The sequence below is a fragment of the Pseudothermotoga sp. genome (assembly GCA_025060105.1).
Classification (GTDB): Bacteria; Thermotogota; Thermotogae; order Thermotogales; family DSM-5069; genus Pseudothermotoga_A.
The window spans coordinates 182,393-205,080 of the sequence record JANXCS010000002.1; the positions used below are offsets into that span (position 1 = coordinate 182,393).

Annotated in this window: 27 protein-coding genes; 16 read left to right on the forward strand and 11 right to left on the reverse strand. The window is 42.1% G+C overall.

The features are described 5' to 3' along the window. The first annotated feature begins 94 nt into the window (after nucleotides 1-94). Together NZ875_02660 and NZ875_02665 are read left to right on the forward strand one after the other, a co-directional pair. Complete coding sequence (locus tag NZ875_02660; GenBank protein MCS7174638.1) at nucleotides 95-745, forward strand: response regulator transcription factor; 651 nt, start codon at nucleotides 95-97, stop codon at nucleotides 743-745. Next, nucleotides 723-1,496 carry a HAMP domain-containing histidine kinase gene (locus tag NZ875_02665; GenBank protein MCS7174639.1) on the forward strand — a complete coding sequence of 258 codons (774 nt, stop codon included), beginning with the start codon at nucleotides 723-725 and terminating at the stop codon, nucleotides 1,494-1,496. The genes NZ875_02660 and NZ875_02665 overlap by 23 nt, the downstream gene beginning before the upstream one ends. Here NZ875_02665 and trxB read toward each other — a convergent pair. The 7 genes from trxB to rplI are packed head-to-tail and all read right to left on the reverse strand — an operon-like array spanning nucleotide 1,484 to nucleotide 6,325. Further along, nucleotides 1,484-2,431: a thioredoxin-disulfide reductase gene (gene trxB, locus NZ875_02670; protein ID MCS7174640.1), complete on the reverse strand. Its 948-nt coding sequence runs from the start codon at nucleotides 2,429-2,431 to the stop codon at nucleotides 1,484-1,486. The two genes, NZ875_02665 and trxB, sit on opposite strands and share 13 nt — an antisense overlap. Before the next feature lie 2 nt (nucleotides 2,432-2,433). Next, complete coding sequence (locus NZ875_02675) at nucleotides 2,434-3,096, reverse strand: thioredoxin family protein (protein ID MCS7174641.1); 663 nt, start codon at nucleotides 3,094-3,096, stop codon at nucleotides 2,434-2,436. Between the two features lie 55 nt (nucleotides 3,097-3,151). Next, the gene (locus tag NZ875_02680; protein MCS7174642.1) at nucleotides 3,152-3,652 is read right to left on the reverse strand and encodes a hypothetical protein; all 501 of its coding nucleotides are present in this window, start codon (nucleotides 3,650-3,652) and stop codon (nucleotides 3,152-3,154) included. Continuing rightward, nucleotides 3,653-4,570 carry an SPFH/Band 7/PHB domain protein gene (locus NZ875_02685; GenBank protein MCS7174643.1) on the reverse strand — a complete coding sequence of 306 codons (918 nt, stop codon included), beginning with the start codon at nucleotides 4,568-4,570 and terminating at the stop codon, nucleotides 3,653-3,655. Continuing rightward, entirely contained in the window at nucleotides 4,567-5,013 is a 447-nt protein-coding gene (locus NZ875_02690) for an NfeD family protein (GenBank protein ID MCS7174644.1), read from the reverse strand. The genes NZ875_02685 and NZ875_02690 overlap by 4 nt, the downstream gene beginning before the upstream one ends. 13 nt (nucleotides 5,014-5,026) lie before the next feature. Continuing rightward, nucleotides 5,027-5,863, reverse strand: a complete 837-nt coding sequence (locus tag NZ875_02695) for an MBL fold metallo-hydrolase (GenBank protein ID MCS7174645.1) — start codon at nucleotides 5,861-5,863, stop codon at nucleotides 5,027-5,029. A gap of 6 nt (nucleotides 5,864-5,869) precedes the next feature. After that, complete coding sequence (rplI, locus tag NZ875_02700) at nucleotides 5,870-6,325, reverse strand: 50S ribosomal protein L9 (protein MCS7174646.1); 456 nt, start codon at nucleotides 6,323-6,325, stop codon at nucleotides 5,870-5,872. Between the two features lie 142 nt (nucleotides 6,326-6,467). Here rplI and NZ875_02705 point away from each other — a divergent pair, with 142 nt between their 5' ends. From NZ875_02705 to NZ875_02735, 7 genes are read left to right on the forward strand one after another with little or no spacing between them, the layout of a single operon-like run. Further along, the gene (locus NZ875_02705; protein MCS7174647.1) at nucleotides 6,468-6,695 is read left to right on the forward strand and encodes a DUF4911 domain-containing protein; all 228 of its coding nucleotides are present in this window, start codon (nucleotides 6,468-6,470) and stop codon (nucleotides 6,693-6,695) included. Further along, complete coding sequence (locus NZ875_02710) at nucleotides 6,682-7,182, forward strand: YqeG family HAD IIIA-type phosphatase (protein MCS7174648.1); 501 nt, start codon at nucleotides 6,682-6,684, stop codon at nucleotides 7,180-7,182. The genes NZ875_02705 and NZ875_02710 overlap by 14 nt, the downstream gene beginning before the upstream one ends. Next, nucleotides 7,172-8,269 (forward strand): ribosome biogenesis GTPase YqeH, encoded by a 1,098-nt coding sequence (gene yqeH / locus NZ875_02715; protein MCS7174649.1) that lies wholly within the window; start codon nucleotides 7,172-7,174, stop codon nucleotides 8,267-8,269. Before NZ875_02710 ends, yqeH begins: the two co-directional genes overlap by 11 nt. Continuing rightward, on the forward strand, nucleotides 8,266-8,856 hold the full coding sequence (locus NZ875_02720) for a phosphate propanoyltransferase (protein MCS7174650.1): 591 nt from the start codon (nucleotides 8,266-8,268) through the stop codon (nucleotides 8,854-8,856). Before yqeH ends, NZ875_02720 begins: the two co-directional genes overlap by 4 nt. 47 nt (nucleotides 8,857-8,903) lie before the next feature. Continuing rightward, nucleotides 8,904-9,041, forward strand: coding sequence for a hypothetical protein (locus NZ875_02725; GenBank protein MCS7174651.1), 138 nt, complete (start codon nucleotides 8,904-8,906; stop codon nucleotides 9,039-9,041). An 18-nt stretch (nucleotides 9,042-9,059) separates the two neighbouring features. Then, entirely contained in the window at nucleotides 9,060-10,241 is a 1,182-nt protein-coding gene (locus NZ875_02730; protein ID MCS7174652.1) for a M20 family metallopeptidase, read from the forward strand. Beyond that, a complete protein-coding gene (locus tag NZ875_02735; protein MCS7174653.1) occupies nucleotides 10,238-11,044 on the forward strand; it encodes a YdcF family protein in 807 nt (268 codons plus the stop codon). The genes NZ875_02730 and NZ875_02735 overlap by 4 nt, the downstream gene beginning before the upstream one ends. Here the strand turns inward: NZ875_02735 and NZ875_02740 are convergent. Together NZ875_02740 and NZ875_02745 are read right to left on the reverse strand one after the other, a co-directional pair. Then, complete coding sequence (locus NZ875_02740; GenBank protein ID MCS7174654.1) at nucleotides 10,981-11,652, reverse strand: anaerobic ribonucleoside-triphosphate reductase activating protein; 672 nt, start codon at nucleotides 11,650-11,652, stop codon at nucleotides 10,981-10,983. The two genes, NZ875_02735 and NZ875_02740, sit on opposite strands and share 64 nt — an antisense overlap. Continuing rightward, complete coding sequence (locus tag NZ875_02745) at nucleotides 11,649-13,463, reverse strand: ribonucleoside triphosphate reductase (protein MCS7174655.1); 1,815 nt, start codon at nucleotides 13,461-13,463, stop codon at nucleotides 11,649-11,651. The genes NZ875_02740 and NZ875_02745 overlap by 4 nt, the downstream gene beginning before the upstream one ends. Nucleotides 13,464-13,627: 164 nt before the next feature. Between NZ875_02745 and NZ875_02750 the strand changes: the two genes are divergently transcribed. Genes NZ875_02750 through NZ875_02780 form a run of 7 tightly spaced genes read left to right on the forward strand, consistent with a single transcriptional unit; the run spans nucleotide 13,628 to nucleotide 21,212 of the window. Further along, nucleotides 13,628-14,671, forward strand: a complete 1,044-nt coding sequence (locus NZ875_02750; GenBank protein ID MCS7174656.1) for an HD domain-containing protein — start codon at nucleotides 13,628-13,630, stop codon at nucleotides 14,669-14,671. Then, nucleotides 14,661-16,070: a phosphoglucomutase/phosphomannomutase family protein gene (locus tag NZ875_02755; GenBank protein ID MCS7174657.1), complete on the forward strand. Its 1,410-nt coding sequence runs from the start codon at nucleotides 14,661-14,663 to the stop codon at nucleotides 16,068-16,070. The genes NZ875_02750 and NZ875_02755 overlap by 11 nt, the downstream gene beginning before the upstream one ends. Before the next feature lie 4 nt (nucleotides 16,071-16,074). Continuing rightward, the gene (topA, locus tag NZ875_02760) at nucleotides 16,075-18,243 is read left to right on the forward strand and encodes a type I DNA topoisomerase (protein ID MCS7174658.1); all 2,169 of its coding nucleotides are present in this window, start codon (nucleotides 16,075-16,077) and stop codon (nucleotides 18,241-18,243) included. Continuing rightward, nucleotides 18,240-19,133 carry a D-alanine--D-alanine ligase gene (locus NZ875_02765; GenBank protein ID MCS7174659.1) on the forward strand — a complete coding sequence of 298 codons (894 nt, stop codon included), beginning with the start codon at nucleotides 18,240-18,242 and terminating at the stop codon, nucleotides 19,131-19,133. Before topA ends, NZ875_02765 begins: the two co-directional genes overlap by 4 nt. Then, a complete protein-coding gene (locus tag NZ875_02770) occupies nucleotides 19,130-20,158 on the forward strand; it encodes a hypothetical protein (GenBank protein ID MCS7174660.1) in 1,029 nt (342 codons plus the stop codon). The genes NZ875_02765 and NZ875_02770 overlap by 4 nt, the downstream gene beginning before the upstream one ends. Then, entirely contained in the window at nucleotides 20,155-20,700 is a 546-nt protein-coding gene (locus NZ875_02775) for a chromate transporter (GenBank protein MCS7174661.1), read from the forward strand. The genes NZ875_02770 and NZ875_02775 overlap by 4 nt, the downstream gene beginning before the upstream one ends. Beyond that, entirely contained in the window at nucleotides 20,697-21,212 is a 516-nt protein-coding gene (locus NZ875_02780; GenBank protein MCS7174662.1) for a chromate transporter, read from the forward strand. The genes NZ875_02775 and NZ875_02780 overlap by 4 nt, the downstream gene beginning before the upstream one ends. On the opposite strand, the gene nadE is transcribed toward NZ875_02780, so the two are convergent. Together nadE and NZ875_02790 are read right to left on the reverse strand one after the other, a co-directional pair. Beyond that, nucleotides 21,184-22,062 (reverse strand): NAD(+) synthase, encoded by an 879-nt coding sequence (nadE, locus tag NZ875_02785; protein MCS7174663.1) that lies wholly within the window; start codon nucleotides 22,060-22,062, stop codon nucleotides 21,184-21,186. The genes NZ875_02780 and nadE overlap by 29 nt on opposite strands. Further along, nucleotides 22,034-22,684 carry a ribonuclease H family protein gene (locus NZ875_02790; protein MCS7174664.1) on the reverse strand — a complete coding sequence of 217 codons (651 nt, stop codon included), beginning with the start codon at nucleotides 22,682-22,684 and terminating at the stop codon, nucleotides 22,034-22,036. Before NZ875_02790 ends, nadE begins: the two co-directional genes overlap by 29 nt. Nucleotides 22,685-22,688 lie beyond the last annotated feature (4 nt).

Consider the following 22,688-nt stretch of genomic DNA (forward strand, 5'->3'; position numbering starts at 1 on the left):
GAGGGAGTTTTTACACGCGAAATCTCTAACCAGTGTGAAGAAATATAAATGTTTTTTAACACTTCACTGGCATGATTCACTTGGGAGGGATGAGGTGGCAACGATATTGGTCGTAGAAGATGTTGAAGATGTTAGCGAAGTGGTGTGCAATTATTTGAAGCTTGATTCTCACGAAGTGAAAGCGGTTTCAAGTATCAAAGAGATGTATGATGAGCTGGAAAAAAGATGTTTTGATGTGATAGTGCTGGATCTACTCTTGCCAGACGGAGATGCTATGGACGAGATACCATCGATAAGACTCTATTGTCCTAACACCTTCATATTGGTATTGACCGCGTTGAGAGAAGATAGAGACAAAATATTGGGTTTAGAAATGGGGGCAGACGACTATGTGACCAAACCCTTCAATCCCAGAGAACTTGTGGCCAGAGTGAGGGCAATTCTCAGACGCAGAGGAGAGCCACAGAAAGAGTTGGTTTATAAAGATATAAAGTTGAACCTTCAGCAGAGAACTTTGACCGTGGGCAACGACTTAGTACAGCTCTCACCGAAAGAATTCGACTTGCTCGCTGTGTTTCTCGAAAATCCAAAGAGAGTATACACAAGAAGTGAGTTGCTCGACCTTGTTTGGCGAGGCGAGGAGAAAAACGATCGTTTGATTGACGTTTACATAAGTTCCTTGAGGAAGAAAATAGGTAAAGAAAGGTTGGTGACAGTGAGAGGTGTCGGTTACAGATTGGTATGAAATCATCGAGAAGCACAAACCCATACTCTTGATTGAATCAGACAAAATAGTTTTCTATCCCTCAGAAGGAGATGGTTTGGTACAACCACAAAAGTTGACAGATACAAAAACATTCTTTGTCAGCGCCGTTTCACACGAACTCTTCACCCCAGTGACCGCCATCATTGGATTAGTTCAAATGGCCAAAGATGGCATTTATGTTCAAGAAACCCTTCAAAAAATAGAGAAACATGCTTTAAAGATGCAGAGGATTTTGGAACAACTCGTTGTGCTATCGAAGGTTGAGAAGGAAGATTTTGTGCCTAACTTAACTGAACTGAATTTAGAAACGCTGATCAAGGAGATCCTAGAGGAATTCAAAGGACGTATAGAAGAGAAAAACTTGAGTTTTTCTATAAATACGAGAGGTCTTATCAAGGTAGACAGGGAAGCCTTCAAAATCGCTCTGAGGAATCTCATCTCAAACGCTGTGAAATATTCACCCCATGGTGGAGAGATAAAAATACATTTCGAGAAAAACGTACTCTCGATCGAAGACAGAGGTGTGGGAATACCAGAATCTGAACTCAAGAATGTAACGGCACGATTCTATAGGGCAAGTAATGTAAGAACAGTTCCTGGATCCGGATTAGGACTCGCCATAGTCAAACACATTTTAAGGAGATTCAACATCGTCTGGGCCATACATTCGAAATTGAATCAGGGGACAAAAGTTTTCATAAAAATTGAGCGCATCGATCAATCGAAATAGTTTTCTGCAGCGTGTATCGCTGCGATGGCTCCGTCGGCAACAGCAGTAATGATCTGTCTCACGTTTTTCTTCCTCACATCACCTATAGCATAAAGACGTGGAACGTTAGTTTCCATCCATTCATTTGTGATAATATAACCGCTCTCGTCAAGCTCGACTAAACCTCTAACTAAGCCTGAATTGGGTGTTGAACCAATAGCAATGAAAGCTCCATCGACGGTGAGTTCATTGACTTGGTTTGTCTGTAAATTTCTAACGACTAGTTTTTCAAGTCTTTTCTCTCCAACGAACCTTTCGACCACAGTATCGAACAAGAATTTTATGTTTTCCCTCGAGAATGCTCTATCTTGTAGGATTTTGACAGCTCTAAGCTTGTTTCGCCTATGGATCACGAAAACCGTTCGGGCAATCTTAGAAAGGTATATCGCATCGTTCATCGCGGTGTCTCCCCCACCAACCACCACTACATCTTTATCCCTAAAAAAATAGCCATCACAAGTAGCACAATAGGAGACACCTTTACCTACCAATTGGGATTCACCGGGAACATTCAATCGCTTAGGTTCCGTTCCCGTAGCCAACATCAACACCCTGGCTTCGATAGTTCTGCCATCATCTAAAACTATCGCATGGATTTTCTCAGCCACGATGATTTTTTGTACAAGCGCATTCAAAAATTCTGTACCTAAAGATTCAGCATGTTCTTTCATTCTTCTTGCGAGCTCTGAACCCTCTATGCTTGAAAAACCAAGATAATTATCGATGTAAGTGGTGAGATTCAACTGACCACCTTCGAGTGTTTTTTCAACGATGAGAACATCCAATCCTGCTCTTCGAGCATACACTGCGGCACCGAGTGCCGCAGGACCACCTCCAACTATCAAAACATCGTACCGATCCTTTACACCTTGTAACTCTCTGAATCCGAAAAGCATCCTCAGTTCTTCCTTACAGCTCTGAGCAATTCTTGAACGAAGGCACCCTCAGGATAAGCACCCACGAACTCACGAACATCGTTCACAACAGTGTGAGGTACGGAAGAAACACCATACTTCATACTCAATTCAGGAAACTCATTCGCTTCAATCATCTCGGCAACGATGTTTCTGTTCAACAAAGCGGCACTATGTGCCATCAATACTGCTTTCGGACAATAGGGACAAGTTGGTGTCACAAAGACCCTTATTCTGACCGGAGATTCTATAGACTTAATCTGAGCAATTTGGGTCTCATTGAAGAACAACGGCTTGTTATTGGAAACAGCTATAATGTCTTGAATTAAACTTGAGAACTCATGACCGGATGGTATTCCATAGAATCGGATGCCCGTATCTTGACCGTTCATGTCTAACAAAAGTATGGCGGGTGTCATTTCCACTCTATGAATTCTCACAAGCTCAGGCTCTTTTTTGACGTGATGAACACTCAGCTGGATTTTCCCATCTATAGTGGAGAGTTCCTCAAGAACTTGGCGTGTCACATCGCAATACTCACATTCGTCAGGGTCATCAACAAAAACCAAGATTCTCACAGGATCTTTCAACTGCTCCTCGAATGTCCTCTTTAAGTACTTTGTGTCCTTTTCACTCAGTAAAGGCATATTTTTCCCTCCTACAGTTCTGTTTCCAACAAAATTATACTAAAATAGTCGGAATTTAGTTCTTTCGATCGAGTAACGAAGAAGTAACACCAAGGCACAACAAGAACAAACCAATCCAAAATCCAAGATATTGTCGAACCTCGAGATGACGCATCTCAAGGATCAGGGTGAATAAACCCCAGCACGAAAAAAGTGAAGTGATGTTCTTCCGTATTGCGCGCTTGAAAAGGTAATTCAAAACGTACTCGTTTTTTGTATAACCAGAAGAAAGGAAGAATACCCTCAATCTCTTGTCCTCATTCTCCAGCAACGTAGATAGTCTCCCGACGTGGAAAAAGAAACTAACAGCGATGTAGATCAGAAAATCTCGAATACCGGACACTTCCACAGAACTGTTGTACATGAAGAGTACCCCAAGAGTGGTCAACGCATTCATGAAGGAAAAAGGCGAGAGATTCACGTTGGCAAAGCTCACAAGACCCACCCAAGTGAGCAAAATCGCTAAAGCTAATCCTATGGAAGAAAAAGCAAAAGCAATCAAAATATTGTCAACCACTCAGTTCTTCTCTCCTTCCTGTGTTTCTCTCCTAAGGGCTTCGGCTATACCAGCTAAACTCGATATGATCGATGTAGCCTCGATCGGAAGGAATATCTTCGTCGCTTTACCGTTCGCTATTTCTTTGAGCGCTTCGAGATATCTTATGGCTATCAAATCACTCGTCGGGGAACCTTCATGTATCGCCTTGAAAACGCTCAGTATGGCCTGAGCTTGTCCCTCTGCTTCGGCGATCAGTTTATAACGGTTAGCTTCAGCAACTTTTTTTATCGCTTCAGCCTCTCCTTCAGCCCTCAAGATAGCAGCGTTCCTTTCACCCTCAGCTTTCAAGATTTCAGCTTGCTTGATGCCCTCAGCTTCCAATATTGCGGCTCTCTTGGTTCTTTCGGCCTTCATTTGCTTGCTCATCGCTTCAGTGATGTCCTTTGGTGGGTCTATCTTTTTGATTTCAACTCTCGTGATGCGAACTCCCCACTTATCTGTTGCGTCGTCTAGAACCGTTCTAAGCTTTGCGTTGATTTTCTCACGCGAAGTTAGGGTTTGGTCCAACTCGAGTTCACCTATAACGTTCCTGAGGTTGGTCTGCGCGAGCTTGAGAGTAGCAAATTGGAAATTGTTGACGTTATAAACAACTTTGTATGCATCAGTGACTTCATAGTAGATGACGGCATCAACCGTCACGACGACGTTATCTTTAGTTATGACCTCTTGTGGCGGAACATCTATGACCATTTCTCTGAGATCTACTTTGATCATCCTATCAAAGAATGGAACGATGAAGTGAAGACCTGGCCCGACCTCGCGATGGAATTTTCCAAGACGTTCAATTAAGCCCCTCTGAAAGGGCCTGACAACTTTGATACCTGTTGCTGCAATGACGAACAAAAGAACCACTAGAACTATCAAACCTATCATCATGTGACATCACCCCTTTCATGTTTTCGCACCACAACATGAGCACCTTCAACTCTCAAAATTACCACTTTCTGTCCTTCTTCGATCACAACATCATCGAACTCAGAATAAGCTCTCCAAATCTCTCCATTGACCTTCACCAAACCTTTACTCTGTTTGTTGTCTATCTTTTCAACTACGATCGCTTCCTTGCCTATTATCTCATCTATATGTATTTTCCTTGGCTCCGAACTCGTGATTTTCTTGGCCAAAGGTCTTGTGAGCAATACGAGAACTCCTGAGACTAGCATGAAAGTGAGTATCTGAATCAAAGTACCAGCAAGAAAGCTCATCCCAGCTGAAGCAAAGGCTCCAAGAGCGAACCAGAAGAAAAAGAAAGTTGGTGTCAGAATTTCAGCCACAACTAAGATGACCCCGAGTATGAGCCAAAAAACATAAGGTTCCATGGCTTCACCTCCTTCACATCGTGAACAATTCGTTTGGATCGACGAAGAATATTTCAAAAGGTTCTTCACTCAAATTCCTCAAATACTTTTCTATCTTACCGGAGTAACGTGTCGAAATATGGTACAAAATCAATTTTTTTGCTCTCGCTTCCTTCGCAATCTTTATAACTTCCTCGAGTGAAGCGTGTGCATTCATCTTTCTATCTTCTTTTCTCAAGAAAGTACACTCATGAAGTAAAATCTCGCTTTCAAAAGCGTCGATCGGATCTATTCCGTAGGTGTCACCCGAGATCGTCAAGACTTTCTTCTCGTAAGATTCAGTTATGCTATCTTGACCGATCTCCTTCGATAGACGCACTATTTCCGATTCTGGCAAATTTTTGTATTCTTCCTTCAATCGCTTACGCACTTCAATCACGTTGTAGCCAAAACTCTGATCGTACTGTGTGTGTTTCACCCTGAAAGGCACTATGTATCTTGCAAAACTCCCAGCTTGCCTTAAAAAAATCTTTTGGCCGGCAGATATCGGAACACAATTCAATTCAAATCTCAAATCCCCGTTCACTTTCACAATGAACTGAAGCCATTCTTCTACTGCGCTGTTTCCTTTTGGATAGTAAATTGTGAGAGGTTTTTCTCTATCGCCCATCGAATTGTTCCTTGAGTTTATTATCGTCCATAAGCCAGATATGTGATCGACGTGACCGTGTGTGAGAAATATATACTTTATGGCATAGATCTTATTGGCCATCGTCAAGGAAACGCCTTCTCCAGCGTCGAAAAGAATCCTCTCAGGAGCATAGTAGATCCAGGTGGAGTAAAGAGCCTTTGAATAAATTTGAAGTATCAGTCAAATTCACTCCTTTGATTCAGTTATGACTTCTACTTTTACTACACCTTTGACTCCTCCTGGGAGTCTCAATTTCACATCGTACAATCCAACTTCTTTAATGGGTTTTTCGAGCTCGATCCATCTTTTGTCAATTTCTGTTCCAACACTCTTACTGAGGAGCTCTGCCAGCACCGCACTTGTTAGAGCACCAAAGAGTTTACCTCCGACTCCGGTTTTGGCTTCGATTTTATGGATCTTCCTTTGAAGTTGTCTCAAGAGATCTTCGCTCCTTTTTTTTGCCAAGTTTTCTTTGTGCTCTTTCATAACCTTTTCATTTTCTATTCTTTTGATCTCACTCTCAGTTGCTGGCTTTGCAAGACCTTTCGGTATTAGGTAGTTCCTCGCATATCCATCCGCAACTTCCTTGATCTCACCAGTTTTACCGGTACCCGGAACATCCTTGAGCAGTATCACCCTCACTTCTCGTTCCTCCTTCCTCAGATCATTATACCCACTAAAGTGAAGGATGTCTCGTAAGAACTCATCTTTCGTTTCAACTCCACAAAACTGTGTTCATCACAACCTGAGCTATCGTGGGATATACTCGTCTTTGGGTGAGAAAATGGAATACGATGTGTATCTGAGAATGAACAGCGATGATGTTCATACTTTGAGTTATATCCTCGAAGTGGAAGATAATCTTTTGAACATGAGAAAATACCAGAACGGTCTATTGAGGATACTGGTTCCTGCTGATCTTCTCGACCAACTGCTTGGATTTTTGCAGAATGTGAGAAGCTATGTGAACTTTGAATTAGTGGACGTGAGGCTCAACCGTGGGATTATTTGATTTGTTCAAGCCGAATGAATTCGTGGACGATTTGAAGCAACTCAACATTGAAAAATATCTCTCATCGGGAAAGGATGTTTTCATCTTCGATTTTGACAACACCTTGGGTTTGTGGAGGAACGCCGAGATAAAAGATGAGTTCAAAGCTCTGTTGGAAAGTTTGAAACTGAAAGGAGCCGAGGTACTGATAGTGTCTAATGGGCGGCCAAGACGAGTGATGAATTTGGATGGCTTCAACATTGTGTGGCGCGCTGGAAAACCTTTTTCAAAAAGACTGAAGGATGTGTTCAAACGATTCGATCCCTCCCGGGTCGTTCTCATAGGAGATCAAATCTTCACCGATGTGGTTACTGGGAAAAGGTTCGGCTTCTATACAATCAAAGTGAAACCGCTGTCAGAAGAAGAATTCTTCGGCACGAAGATATTGAGATTTTTTGAGAAAATTCTGCTCAAAATTTTGAGAGGGAAGACGGAAAATGAAATGTGAGGGTTGTGGTGCAGAACTTCAATGTGAGAATGAAACGCTTCCAGGATACATACCAAGAGAAGTGCTTGAAAGCAAAGTGCTTTCTGGCGAGAAAATTCTCTGCCAGAGATGTTTTAGAGCCAGACATTATGGAAAATTGATGCCTGTACACTTGAAAGATTTTTCTCAACAGTTGCGCGAGATAATCAATAGCATGAACATAGACATTGTGGTGTGGGTTTTGGATATCACCGATTTTGAAGGAAGTTATGATTCGATGATTTCAGCCATTTTGAGAGATGTCAGAAAAATCTTTGTTGTGAACAAGATAGATCTGCTCCCAAGAGCTGTTACAGTGAAGGAGATAGAAGGTTGGGTGAGAAAAAATCTCAATGAAGAATCTTTTGAGATAATCCTCACCAGTGCCACGAAAAACTACGGTTTGAAAAAGCTCTTCGAATCGATCAGTAAATTTCAGCGAGTACTTTTCATTGGTGTAACTAACGTTGGAAAATCCTCGCTTTTCAAAAAGATTACTGGAGCAGATGTTAGCATCACACCCTTTCCTGGAACGACACTTGGTCTCATACATGCGAAGATCTTTAAAACGAATCTGTACGATTCTCCCGGCATAACAACCGGCCGTAGGGTGATAGATCTACTCAAACCAGACAGTCAGAAAAAACTTGTTCCTGTGAAACATTTGAGTAGATACACATTTAAACCTGAAAAAGACAGAGTCATTTTCCTTGGAGGATTGTGCAGGCTTGATGTAAACTTCGAATCAGAAATGCGTCCTATTTTCCAGGTTTTTGCGAGCGAGTCAGTGAAGTTTCACGAAACTAGCGAGACGAAAGCGGACGAATTGTGGCGAAAACTTTATGGAAAACTTCTCACACCACCATTTGATCCGGAAGAATTATCCATGGAGAGTTTAAATTTTCAGGAAAAAACTTTCGAATTGAACGTTGCTGAAGAGCTCTCTATAGCAGGCTTAGGTTGGTTGAGTGTCCGCCGCGGGCCACTTGAAATCTGCTTGAAAACCATCGATGGTATATATGTGAGAAAGAGAGAAGCATTGATAAATCCTCTGAGAAAGGAGAGATGAACGTGAGAAAGAAAGAACCAGGCATTGTTGTGGGTGTAAGTAACAGACATGTACATCTTTCAAGAGAGGATCTAGACATTTTGTTCGGCAAAGGCTACGAACTGAAACCGATCAAAAATCTTGGTCAACCGGGACAATTCGCTGCGGATGAAAAAGTTATAATCGTCGGACCCAAAGGTGCCATCGAAGGTGTGAGAGTTCTAGGACCTGTCAGAAAAGACACGCAAGTCGAAGTATCCAGGACTGATGCTTTCAAGCTCGGCTTGAATCCGCCCGTGAGGGATTCAGGTGACATAGAGGGTTCACCGGGTATCGTAATCGTTGGCCCAAAAGGTGTTGTGGTGAAAGAAAAAGGTGTCATACTCGCCAAGAGACACATCCACATGCACCCACAGGATGCTGCGCGTTACAACGTTAAAGACAAAGATTTGGTGAAAGTACTGTGCGAGAAAGAAGGCCGTAAACTCATTTTCGACGATGTGTTGATCAGAGTGAGCGAAAAATTCGCCTTGGAATTTCATGTGGACACAGACGAAGCTAATGCGGCTCTTTTGAACAATGGTGATCTTGTGTGGATAATAGAATAATTGTGACTTATAAAGGGAAAACATTTGAAATTGAAAAACCTCTGACAGTGAAAAAACTTCTGAACGAAATGGGACTCAACCCATTGGAGCATCTAGTTCAGGTTGATGGAAAGCTTTACACAGAAGATAGAATCATCAAACTTGGTTCACGCGTGGTGATACATAAAGTCACCTCTGCCGGATAGAAAGGGGGGCAAGGATTCGTGATCGAACCTGATGTGCTAGGGTTAAAGGATGAACTCGTACAATTACGCAGAACTTTTCACATGTATCCTGAAATCGAGTTTGAACTGCACAGGACTTCCAAACTTGTAGCGGATTATCTAGAATCAATAGGTTTAGAAGTGAAACGTAACATAGCAAGGACAGGCGTAGTTGCCCTTTTGAAGGGTAATAAGCCTGGAAAAACGCTCATGCTGAGGGCAGATATGGATGCTCTGCCGTTGCAGGAATTGAACGACGTACCTTACAAATCGAAGATCGATGGTGCGATGCACTCTTGTGGTCATGACGGCCACACCGCAATGCTCCTCGTCGCTGCAAAAGTCCTTGCAAGTAGAAAAGATAGAATCGCTGGGAACATTAAGTTTGTCTTTCAACCATCCGAAGAACGATTCCCACCAGGTGGAGCAATTCCAATGATAGAGGAGGGGGTGTTAGAAAATCCAAAGGTTGACATGGCTTTTGGTATTCATCTTTGGAACGCTTTGCCTGTGGGAACCGTTGGCTTGAGAGCTGGGCCTCTGTTGGCAGCGGCCGATGAGTTCAAAATAATTCTGAAAGGTAAAGGGGGGCACGGTGCTTATCCGCACGCATGTAGAGATCCTATCGTTGCAGCGAGTGAATTAGTACTTGCATTCCAAACCGTTGTGAGCAGAAGCGTTGACCCATTGGAAAGTGCCGTTGTGACTGTAGGAAAACTGCAATCCGGAACAGCGTTCAACATTATCCCCGAGACTGCCATCCTAGAGGGAACCGTGAGAACTTTGAATGAACAGATCCGCGGCGTGGTGAAAAAGAGAATGGAACGAATCATTCGTGGTGTTTGCGAAGCTCACGAAATAGACTTTGAGCTTGATTACAAGGATGGAACAGCTGTGTTGATCAACGACGCTGAGTTGACAAAGATGGTGAGAAAAGTTGCCGAAGAAGTCGTTGGAAAAGAAAATGTCGTTGAAGTACCACCATCGATGGGAGGAGAAGATATGTCCTTCTTTTTGCAGAAAGTTCCTGGTGTTTTCTACTTGGTTGGTTCTGCAAACCCAGCGAAAGGGCTTGACAAACCACACCATTCTCCATACTTCGATATAGATGAAGATGCTCTCCTTATAGGTACACAAATGCATGTGAGTTTGGTGATGAAAATTTCAGGGGAAGATGCATGATCGTTGTTCAAAAAATAATCGAAGCTTTTCTTTTACCGCCAGGTTTGTTTGTGACTGTACCATTGATATTGGGACTGAGTTGGTTAAAAAATTCTAAGACTAAAGCTTCACTACTTCTGCTTTTCGCAGCGTTCAACTACGTCCTCACAACGAGTGTCGGGTCTTTTTTGTTCGTCAAGCCGTTAGAGATGAGTTTTCGTAAAACGATACCGTCCACCTGTGACGCGGTTATCGTGCTCGGTGGAGGTGTAATTAAAAATCCAGATGGTTATGAACTACGCTCTCATACGTTTAAAAGATTCATCGAAGCCGTTGAACTTGCGAAAAATTTCGATGCTATCTTGATAGTTTCCGGTGGAACATTGCCGGGATTATCACAAGAATCTGAAGCCATCGTTATGGCAAAACTGGCAAAAGAATTTGGAGTACCAGAGGAAAAAGTGTTGATCGATGATAAAAGCAAGAACACTTACGAGAACGCAAAAAATATAGCAAACTTGATAAAGAACAGAGATCTCAAAAGAATCATCCTAGTAGCTTCCGCAGTACATATGAAAAGGGCAATGATGAGTTTTGAAAAGTTCAAGATCACAGCTCAACCATATCCGGTTGACTACCTTTGCGATCACGGCCCACTGAGTTGGGTTGATTTCATACCAACTAGAGAATCTTCGCACGCTAATATGCTGGGATTACACGAACTTATCGGACTCCTTTGGTACAAGTTACTGATCCGAGTTCATCTGAGTTCCGCTCCAAGTTCGTCAACAAGCCTTCTGAGCTTTTTTTCTTCCAAAGCATAGTTGGTCAGAGATGATAAGGTCTTGTAAGGTTTGAAACGTTGTATGTACCAAGGCTTGTTTCCTATGATCTTTTTAATTTCCTTTAAGTCTGTCTCGTTTATCAATCCGGGCACGAAGGTTGTTCTAATTTCGAATCGAACTGATGAATTATTGAGCAAATCCAAAGTGTCGAGAATTCGCCTGAAGATTTCTTTCGCTGTACTTTCATCAAGACCTGATATTGTTTGAAAATTCTCAGGACTAGACTTGATATCGAGTGCCACATAATCGAGAAGTTCTTCTTTCAAAAGTTCATCAACCATTTGAGGGTTACTCCCGTTCGTATCGAGTTTTAGAGAATAACCTTTCTTTTTCAAATGGCGAATGAAAATCGGAAGATCTCGATGAATCGTTGGTTCCCCACCAGTGATAACGATGCTCGAAGTAATTTTTCTTCTGAAAATCTCTTGTAATGCTTCTTGATCGCTTACAGTTTCAACACGTTCCAGCACCAAATCTTGATTGTAACAATACGGACAGCGAAAGTTGCATCCCACAGTGAACACTACTGTTGCGATGGATCCAGGATAGTCACAAAAACTTGTGAGAATGCTTTTTGCAAATTTCAAATCTTCAAATACCTCCTCAATTTGAACTCTTCTCTCTTCCCGGCGTTCCAGTGCCTTACGGGTCTGAAATAACCAACCACTCTTGAATACACTTCTGTTTCTCCGCCGCAGATTGGACAATTATTCATCTCACCTCTGAGGTAACCGTGTTCTTTACAAATGCTGAAGGTTGGGGTTAATGTCAAGTAAGGCAACTTGTACTGGTTAAAGATGAGTTTCAAAAGTTTTGGGACTAGATGATCTTCAATCGGTTCGCCCAGATAAAGGTGTAGCACAGTTCCGCCTGTGTATAATGATTGCAGTTCATCTTGGTGCTCGAGTATGTAGGATAAATCGTAATCTTTGTCGATTGGTAACTGTGTTGAATTGGTGTAGAAAGGTTCGTTGATTCCACTGGTGTAGATATCTGGGAATTTCCTCCTGTCTATCTTCGCCAATCTGTAACTAACTCCTTCTGCCGGTGTGGCTTCGAGATTGTAAAGATTACCAGTTTGCCTTTGAAACTGAAGTATTTTTTCCCTCATGAAGTTCAACACTTTTATGGCGAATTGCCTGCCTTCTTCAGAATCTATACCAACACCCAAGAAATTGATACAAGCTTCATGCATGCCGATCAAACCTATCGTTGAAAAATGGTTTGTCCAATAACCTCCGGTCAACTGATAAACCTCAGATAGGTAGAAACGCGAGTATGGGTATAGACCCCTTATTGTCAGATCCTCGATTACATCCCTTTTGATTTCCAAGCTTTTCTTTGCGATCTCCATCAGTTCAGAAAGTCGTTCAAAAAATTCTTCTTCGGTTGAAGAGAGGTATCCAATCCTTGGCATATTTATTGTGACCACACCTATACTTCCCGTAAGTGGGTTTGCTCCAAACAATCCTCCTCCTTTCTTTTTCAACTCCCCTCTATCAGTGACAAACTGCGTCAACCTCGTTCTGATGGAGGTGTTGTCCAAACGTAACCTGCAACACATACTCCTGACGTCGGATGGTTCCATATCACTGTTGATGAAATTTGAAAAGTATGGTGCACCGTACTTCGCTGTCAGCTTCCAGAGCAAATCGAATTCATCCGAATCCCATGGGAAATTTTTATCGATGGAGTAAGTGGGTATAGGGAAAGTGAAGATTCGACCGTGTGCATCGCCTTCAATCATCACTTGCCAAAATGCTTTGTTAAGCATATCCATTTCTCTCTGAAAATCACTGTAAGTGTGTGGCTGGCGGTATCCTCCAACGATCACATTCTCATTTGCAAGATATTTTGGAACAACTAGATCAAAGCTCAAGTTCGTGAAAGGTGTTTGAAAACCCGTTCTTGTCGGAACATTGAGATTGAACACGAACTCTTGGATAGATTGTTTCACTTCACAAAAACTCAGTCCGTCTTGAGCTATATAAGGAGCTAAAAGTGTGTCAAAATTCGAAAAAGCTATAGCACCTGCGACTTCTCCTTGAAGTGTGAACATGAAATTCACCACTTGACCCAATGCGCTTCTGAAATGCTTAGCTGGTTTACTCGCTATCTTTCCTTCAACACCTGTGAATCCCTTCAGTAACAAATCTTCCAAGCTCCATCCTGTACAATAAGCAGAAAGAGAACCAAGATCATGAATGTGAAGATCTCCTTGCAAGTGTGCAGAAGACACTTCTTCAGGGTATATTTCTTCAAGCCAATACCGCGAAATTATGGAAGAATAGAGATACTGATTCAAACCTTGAAGTGAATAAGACATATTGGAATTCTCGTTGACCCTCCAATCACTTTTCGACAAATAATTATTGACGAGTTCATTCAATCGTGACAAGATGCTCCCTCCCTTAGTAAAAACTTTGACGGAAAATATTTTACACCATATGTAGTGGTTATGTCAATAAGTATACTATATGTAGTATATCGTACTCAAAAATTTGATTCCACTTTGACGTGATTTTCTATAGCTGATAAAATCGCCAGTGGGAGAGTGATGAAGTGAAGTTGGAAGATCTTTTACCGAAAGATGTCATCGATAAACTCAGGGAGCGTACTAAATCCACCAATCCTTACATACAAGAACTCTCTGAAAAAACGAAAGAGAACGTTGAATTGATTGGAAGGATCGTCAGTAAGAAATTACAAGAATCCAAGGACGGCAAGAAATTTCTTTTAATGACCCTTTCAGATAGAACTGGAAGTATACGCGCCGTAGATTGGTACAACGCAGAGGAAAACGATATGCGATTTGCAGAAGGAGACGTAATACTGGCAAAAGGACGTGTCGTGTTTTTCGAAGGTCATCTTCAGTTGAACATAGAGAAAGATAAAGACGCGTTGATACCGCTCAGTGAAGATCAATACGATTATGAAAGATTCGTCGAAATCACGAAGAGAAACATCGAATCACTGTACCAGAAACTCATCGAATTTATAAGGGATGTTCAGGACAGAGAAATACGATCGTTGATCGAAACTCTCTTGGTGCACGATAAAGAGTTCGTTTCAGCGTTCATTCAAGCTCCTGCGGGCGTGAGCGTGCACCATGCATACATGGGTGGACTGCTTGAGCACACAGTGGATGTCACAACGATGTGCAAAAGAATCTGTAGTGTTTACGATTTTCTCAACAGAGATATCCTCATCGCTGGCGCGATCTTGCACGATATAGGCAAAGTAAAAGAATACAAAATCACAAAGAAAGGTTTAGAAGTGACAACTGAAGGCGAACTGAAAGGTCACATTGCGCTGGGTTTGGAGGTTCTCCAGCAAACAGCGAGTAAAATCAACATAGCGAAAATGAAGCTATTACAACTAGAGCATATAGTCTTATCTCATCATGGCGAGTACGAATTTGGTTCTCCCGTTCTACCTAAAACAGTGGAAGCTTACGTGGTACACGCACTGGAGAACATGGACTCGAAACTGTCAAGATTCAGAGTCATAAATGAAAAACAAAAGAATGGAGATAAGATGTGGAGTGATTTCGATAAGCATCTGGGAAGACGCGTTTGGTTGGGAAGGTGGAAGGATGAGGATTAAATTTGGTACAAGCGGCTGGAGAGCGATAATAAGTGACGATTTTACTTTCAAGAATGTTCGCATCGTTTCTCAGGCTATATCGGAATATCTGAAAAAGAACAATGGCAGAAGCGTTATCGTTGCACGCGATACACGTTTCATGACAGAGTTCTATGCGCGTTTGGTTGCAGAAGTACTCACAGCAAATGGCATAAAAGTTTTGATGCCCGAGAATCCCACACCAACACCAGTTGTTTCTTTCTCGATACGCCAGCACAAACTGTCCGGAGGGATCAATATAACAGCTTCGCACAATCCGCCCGAGTATTGCGGGATAAAGTTCAACCCAGCGGATGGCTCACCAGCACCTCCCGAGGTAACACAGCAGATCGAATCCATCATAGCTACGACCGATGAGAACAAGATTTCAACTATGTCTCTCGTTGAGGCCAACAATAAGGATCTCTTCGAAATATTCGATCCGAAACCAGATTATTTCAGTGCATTATCAAAAGTTATAAACTTTGAAATCATAAAAAAGGCAAAACCCAGAGTTATTATTGATTTAATGTATGGTACAGCTATTGGGTATCTAGATGATTTGTGCTCAAAAGTATGTCATGAAATCGAAATTTTTCATAACTACAGAGACCCGTACTTCGGCGGTGGCAGACCTGAACCAGACGAAGAAAGGCTCTCGCTACTTGCAAATCGTGTTAAATCTAAGAATTGGGATGTTGTGTTGGCTGTAGATGGAGACGCAGACAGATTCGGCATCGTTGACGATGAAGGAAGGTACATCAAACCGAACGAAGTGATAGCGTTGCTAGCTCATCACCTTTACAAGAACAAAGGTATGAAAGGACCTGTAGCTAGGACTGTCGCAACCTCACATGCTTTGGACGAAGTTGCTAAAGCTTTTGGAGGGAATGTCGTGGAAACCCCCGTTGGTTTCAAGTTCCTCGCCTCGGTTCTACTGAATGAAAAAGCGGTGATCGCGGGGGAAGAAAGTGGAGGATTGTCCATAGCTAATCACGTTCCAGAGAAAGACGGTATACTTGCCTGTCTTCTCATTCTAGAAATGATCAGTTACGAGCAAAAACCGCTTTCTCAGATCAGAAAAGATTTTAATCAACGTTATGGTAACTTTTTCAACACGAGAGTCGATTTGAAACTTTCAAACGATGAGGAAAAGAAGGCCCTTTTCGAAAAATTTGAAACAATAGAAAAGTATTTGACGGACTTGAAAGTGATCTCCAAAGATAGAGTGGACGGCTTACGTTACTTTTTTGACAAATCCAGCAGTTGGCTGCTCATCAGAAGCTCTGGCACAGAACCTGTTATAAGAGTTTATTTTGAAGCGAGAGACGAAGTTACTTACCAAAAGCTGAACATGCTCGTGAGAAAGATCAGCAGGTGAGAAGATGTCAAAAAGCAAAAAGATCATAATAGTTGAGTCTCCTGCCAAAGCAAGAACCATCATGGAGATATTGAAAGGTGAATACGAAGTCATTTCCTCCAAAGGTCACGTTCGAGATTTGCCCGAAAAACGTTTCGGCGTAGATATGAAAGATTTTGAACCTGTTTTTGAAATCATCGACGGTAAGGAAAAAATTGTGAGAGAAATTATCGAGAGAGCTAAAGGAAAAGAAGTGTTCCTAGCATCTGACATGGATAGAGAAGGCGAAGCGATAGCTTGGCATTTGGCTGATATACTGGGAATTCTTGGAAGAGAGAAAAGGATAGTTTTCAGCGAGATAACTCCACAAACCATAATAAACGCTGTTCGTTCCCCGCGGCAAATAGATATGAGAAAAGTCCGCGCTCAGCTTGCGCGTCGCATTTTGGACAGAATCGTCGGTTATAAGATCAGTCCTTTATTGTGGAAATTGCTCAGGACCGGTTCTAGCGCCGGTAGAGTACAATCAGCCGCACTTAAATTAGTATGTGAACGAGAGTTACAACGCCATAAATTTGTCCCAAAGAAGTTTTGGAAAGTGCAAGGCTACATAGGTTCACTGAAGTTTTATTTAACGCATGTGGAAGGTAAGAAGATCGAAATGCAACAAGTGGACGAGGCTTTGGCAAAGAAAATACAGCAAGAAGTAAAAAAGTTGAAACTCGTACAGAAAAAGATTAGATTGGTGCAGAAAAAACCACCGTTGCCATTCATAACTAGTACCATGCAACAAGAAGCTGCGAACAAATTCGGTTTCTCTGTCGCTCGAACTATGCAACTTGCTCAGATGCTTTACGAAGGTGTTGAGACGCCCGAAGGGCACAAGGCTTTCATAACCTATATTAGGACTGACTCAACACGCATCTCTGAATACGCAAGGTTTCAAGCTGAGAGATTCATCGAGAAAAATTTTGGAGAGCGTTATATTGGAGAATTCAAATCAGATCAGAAGAAACCCAATATTCAAGACGCTCACGAGGCAATCAGACCAGTCGATGTTGAGTTGACCCCCGAAAAAGCTGAAAAGCTTCTCGATAGAGATCTATACAAACTTTATAAGCTGATCTGGGAAAGATTCTTAGCATCCCAAATGGCTCCCGCAACGTATGAGGAAATCGTTTATTTGTTCGAGTGTGACGTTTATATGTTTGAAGCTAAGGTAGAAAGAAGAATCTTTGATGGCTTCGAAGCAGTTTTTGGAAAACCAACTGAGGCACCGAAAACTTTGGAAGGTGAGACCTTCGAAGTTACAAGATGGGCAATAGAACAAGATGAAACGAAGCCACCTGCAAGGTATACAGAATCATCTATGGTCAGGGCGCTAGAGGCAAGAGGGATAGGAAGGCCGAGCACCTATGCAACTATCATCTCCACATTGATCGAGAGAAAATATGTTGTTAAAGAATCGAAAGAACTCGTACCAACAGTACTCGGATCCATTGTGAACTATTATTTGGAACAAAGATTCCCAAAGATAGTGGATCTAGATTTCACTGCGAGAATGGAAGAAGCATTAGATGCGATCGAGAGGGGAGAAAAAAACCACAAACAGGTTTTGCAGGAATTCTATAGTGAGTTTTCCGAACAATTCGAGCGAGCGCAAAGGGAATGGTTATCCATAGATTTGAAGACGAATTTGAACTGCGAGTGCGGGGAAAAATTCTCCTTAAAAATGGGGCGATTCGGTCTTTATCTCACGTGTCGCACGTGTGGGAAAACCACATCGGTAGATTTGAGTAGTCCTGCGGTTATGGATTATGACTCAATGTATTTCATCGGTCAGGTTAAAAGTTATGCTTGTCCAAACTGCGGGGAACCTCTCAAAAAATACAGTGGTAAGTATGGTAAGTATTATCACTGCCATAAGTGTAACAAAAATTATAGAGATTTCGCACGCGGTAACTGTCCAAAATGTGGTTGGATGGTCGAGAAAAAACTCAGCAAAAACAAGCGACAGTTCTTCAAATGTACGAATGATGATTGCGATTATCTGAGTTGGCTCGAACCTGCGAATGATGCTTGTCCCTATTGCGGTGAGAGGTTACACTACAAAAAATTGCGCTCATCTGAAAAACTGTTCTGCCAGAAATGTAGAAAAACTTTTGAAAAAATCGAGGGAGGCACAAAACATTGAAAATTGCGGTTCTGATGGGTGGCATATCCAGAGAACGTGAGATCTCACTGAGGAGCGGTGAAAACGTCGTCAAAGCTTTGAAGAAACTTGGACATCAAGTTGCACCGATAGACGTTAGAGAAGATTTCCTCAATATTTTACCAACTTTGAAGAAATTCGATCTGGTTTTCATAGCATTGCATGGTAAGTTTGGTGAAGATGGTACAATCCAAGCTTTACTCGAGTGGTTGGATGTACCGTACACAGGTTCCAGAGTTTTAGCAAGTGCGCTGTGTTTTGACAAATTGATGACCTACAGAGTGGTAGAAAAATTCGTTCCAGTCCCAGAATACGTCGTTGTGGATAGCCCCGTAAAAGAATCCCCTCTCGGTTTTCCCTGTGTCGTAAAACCTCGTAAAGAAGGTTCTAGCATTGGTGTACACATCTGTGATACTCCCGAAGAGCTGCATACATATCTCAAAGAGGAGCTGAAGATATACAAAGAAATGATCCTACAACGTTATGTTGCTGGTAGAGAACTCACTGTTTCTCTGATTGAGATGAATGGCGAGCTTCAGATATTACCCATACTTGAATTAAAACCTAAACGCAGGTTCTATGACTACATAGCTAAGTACACCCCAAACATGACAGAATTTGTGCTTCCTGCGCCACTGAGTGACGCAGAGTACAGAGTTGTTTGCGATAGTTGTTTGAAGGCTTTTAAAGTGTGTGAATGCAGCGGTTTTGCAAGGATAGATGGGATTTTGAAAGATGGAACGTTTTATTTTCTTGAAATCAATACTATACCTGGTTTAACAGATTTGAGCGATATGCCTGCATCAGCCCGCGCTGCTGGTATGAGCTTTGAAGATCTAATTGACGCAATCGTGAAGACGGTGAAAAAATGAGAGTAATAATCGATACGTCGAATTTTTCTACCTGTTTGAGATTCTCCGATAAGATCATAGGTTCATCTGAATACAGCCTTGGCAACGTTTATTTCCTGTACAACAACGGTCTCGTTCTACGCGCAACCGATGGTTGTTTGAGCAGTTGGATGAGAGTCGGTTCATGTGAACCATTCGAGGGTGAGATCGCTGTACCTTTGAGACTTCTGAAGGGCTTCCTCACGGGTGATGTCGGTGAGAACTTAAATCTCACCTTATCAGGAGATCAGCTCGTTGTGAGCTACGGGAATGAAACTTTAAAAATGAAATTGTTCGGAGGCAGAGAAAAACAGTTTCCGGTCGAACACGAATTGGTGGCTCGCTCTAATAGCATGAGTTTTGTGAAAGCTTTAGACTTTGCCACATCGCCACTGGAGGAAGGAGATTTCACCTCTTTTGGATCGTTCGAGGACAGATTGTTCATCTTTGCTCCCACTCATTCAATCGTTTGTTTATCTTGTGTGTCGGGTGAACTTGTAAAACCATTTGTCTTCTCTTTTCCTTACACGAGTGCGAGACATATCGTGAAAGCCTTCGAGGTTTATAAGAAGAAGGTACCTTTGAATTTTGGGTTGGATGAAGCGCTCATTATAGAATCTGTTGATTTCATCATGCAACTTTGCGGTGAAAAAGGCTCTGTTGATCCACGTATTGGTAGATTTCTTGGACAACAAAGAGAAAGTTTTCCATTACCAAATGGTTTTCGAAAGTTCATCTCCAAAGCTGCTTGGTTCATACCGAGAGAAAGCACCATCAAAATTGAGTGTACAAAAGGAAGCTTAAGGTTCTTTGGAACCTATGGTACTGTGACTTACAGAGCGATGCTACCGTTTGAATTTCCATTGAGTTTTGGAGTAGAATTCTCACCTCACAAAATGAGGTCTGCCTTATCGCGCATGAGCACAAAGTTGCTGCTGAGTGTGGGGGATGATTTCGTCAAAATAGAAGATGGTAACGGCAAGATAGTGGTGGTGAAGAGGATATGACCAAGGATACTTTGAAGCGCGCTTGGAAGTTGTTTTTTGTTTTTTTGAGGATTTCCTCCTTCACATTGGGTGGTGGTTATGCCATGGTACCAGTGATGCAATGGGAAATTGACAAGCTCGGCTGGATGAAAAAAGAAGAGTTCCTTTCAATACTTTCCGTCGCGCAGTCTATACCTGGGCCTATCGCCTTTAACACTGCCGTCCTGGTTGGAAAAAAAATATCAGGATTGCTCGGTTCCATACTTTCTGGGATGGCTATTGCTCTTCCTCCCTTCGTTGCTATCGTTGCTGTGGCTAGTTTTCTGAAACCATTTTTGAACAACATCTACGTAAAAGCGTTTTTGATGGGGACCTACGCAGCGGTGGTCGGATTGGTCTTCAACGTTCTTCTTGGATTGATTAAGAAGCAACAGTGGAAGTTTTTGAGGATCGTAGTGGTAGGATCAGGTGCAAGCTTACTCCTACTCAATAGGAATTCACTTTACGCAGTTTTTGCAATCAGCATCTTGGTGCTATACACTTGGGGGAAGGTGAAATCGTGAGTTTGATCAAACTGAATCTGATCTTCTTGAAACTTGGTTTCCTCTCTTTCGGAGGTGGATGGGCCATAGTTGGTATTCTCAAAAAAGAACTCATTTCAGCAGGATTCCTCACATCCACCGAGTTTGCAGAAATGGTTTCCATTGCGCAGATGACACCTGGACCCATCGCATTGAATTTGGCAACATACGTGGGCTACAAATATTTTGGCTTTTGGGGTGGATTTTTGAACACGTTTTTCTTTTTGCTAGCTCCAGCGATCACTATGATCTCCGTCTTTATGGTAGGTAAAAACGTGAGGCTGAACTCGGATAGATTGTCTCAAGCTCTCACGGGGTTCACGACGATCATGGTGTTAGTCACCTTGATCTCACTCGCTAATTCAAGGCTTACCGATCTGTGGTTTTTTCTAATTGCGATGACCGTGTTTGTGTGTTTGAACCGCTTCAAGATTCATCCTTTGATATTGATATTCACCGGGGGATTCATGGGCATTCTTCTGTACGCTCACTGATTCTCACGTTACACATACTTCTTCGCTGTGCTGCAAAATATATTTCTCTAACACGCTTCAAAAGCTTTGGATCTTCATCGGATAAGTCCAAATTGTTTTCCATTTTCATGAGTATTCTATCCAAATCTCGATAGTTCAAACCCAAAATGAATTCATCAGTTAAACCAGGGATTAGATCCGGTGTGGGTGGTCTTTCTATTATCTCATTTAAAATGTTCATTTGTTTTGCCATCTCGATTACCTGAGTTTTGTACAAATGAGCTATTGGTTCAATATCCGCTGCACTGTCACCCCACTTCACATACAACCCCGTCTTCAGCTCGGTTTTGTTCACACAACCCACCACAGCGTAGCCTCTTTTCTCGGCTTCGAAATAAAGCAAACACATTCTCATCCTGTGTTTTATTCTGTAATATGCAAGCCCTTTTCTGAAAACCTCGTTTCCCACGTCAAGTAAGTCATCTATGTAAGGATCTTTTGATAGACTCACCCACTTGCCCTTCACATAATTCTCTTGAACTCTGCGGGGGAAGATAAAAGAGGGTGGAAAGAGTCGATAAACACCTATCTTTCTGAGAATAGAACTCATCGAGATGATTTTGTATTCAACATTCAATTGTCTACAAAGCATTTTCGCCAGTCGTACACTCTCTCTCGACGAGTCTCTTTCGGGCAATATCAAACCGAGCACCTTATCGCTACCTAAAGCTTTTGAACATAACGTTAAGACCACAGCCGAATCGATGCCTCCACTCACACCCACAATCGCACCTTTATAGTTATTTCTTTCGATGAAGGTTCTTATGAAATCTTTCAACTCTTCAATGGTTTTTGTCACATCGAAGGGCATTCATCATCTCCCCCAGGTTCCACACAACGTTTTGGTTCTTTCTAACTGCTAATTTCGCTAGTTTATCCGCTCTTTCGTTGCAAACATCCTTAGAATGAGCCTTAACTTTTTCAAACTCAATGCGAAGACCATTCGCCTCAGCTTGATTGATAAAATTTTTGTACAAAACAGTCATGGGATGTTTTGCATCGTACTCACCACTGATCCATTTGTTGAGATTCTCAAAATCGTGTTTCACAACGAGGTGTTTTACCCGATTCCGAAGAGCATAATCGATCGCAAAAAGAACTGACAAAATTTCTGATGCTACATTCCTCAATTTAACGAGATTCTGATCGTCCGTCCAAAAATAAAATTCGTGCATCCCATTTCCATCACAGATCACTATCCCTGATCCACATATACCATTTCTGTAACTCCCATCCACGCAAGCAACGATGGCTTTTGCCAAAGATTTGGAACACTGCTGAGACTCACCAGACAGATATGCAACAGCTTCCTCTCTAGAGGAAAACGAACGATACTCTGCCCTTGAATAACCTTCTACCTGTTGCTTTGCAATCTCCCAATCTTCGTACACACCTGGTAGTCTACCCTTTTTAACTGCGTAGTATCTAGCCAAGAGC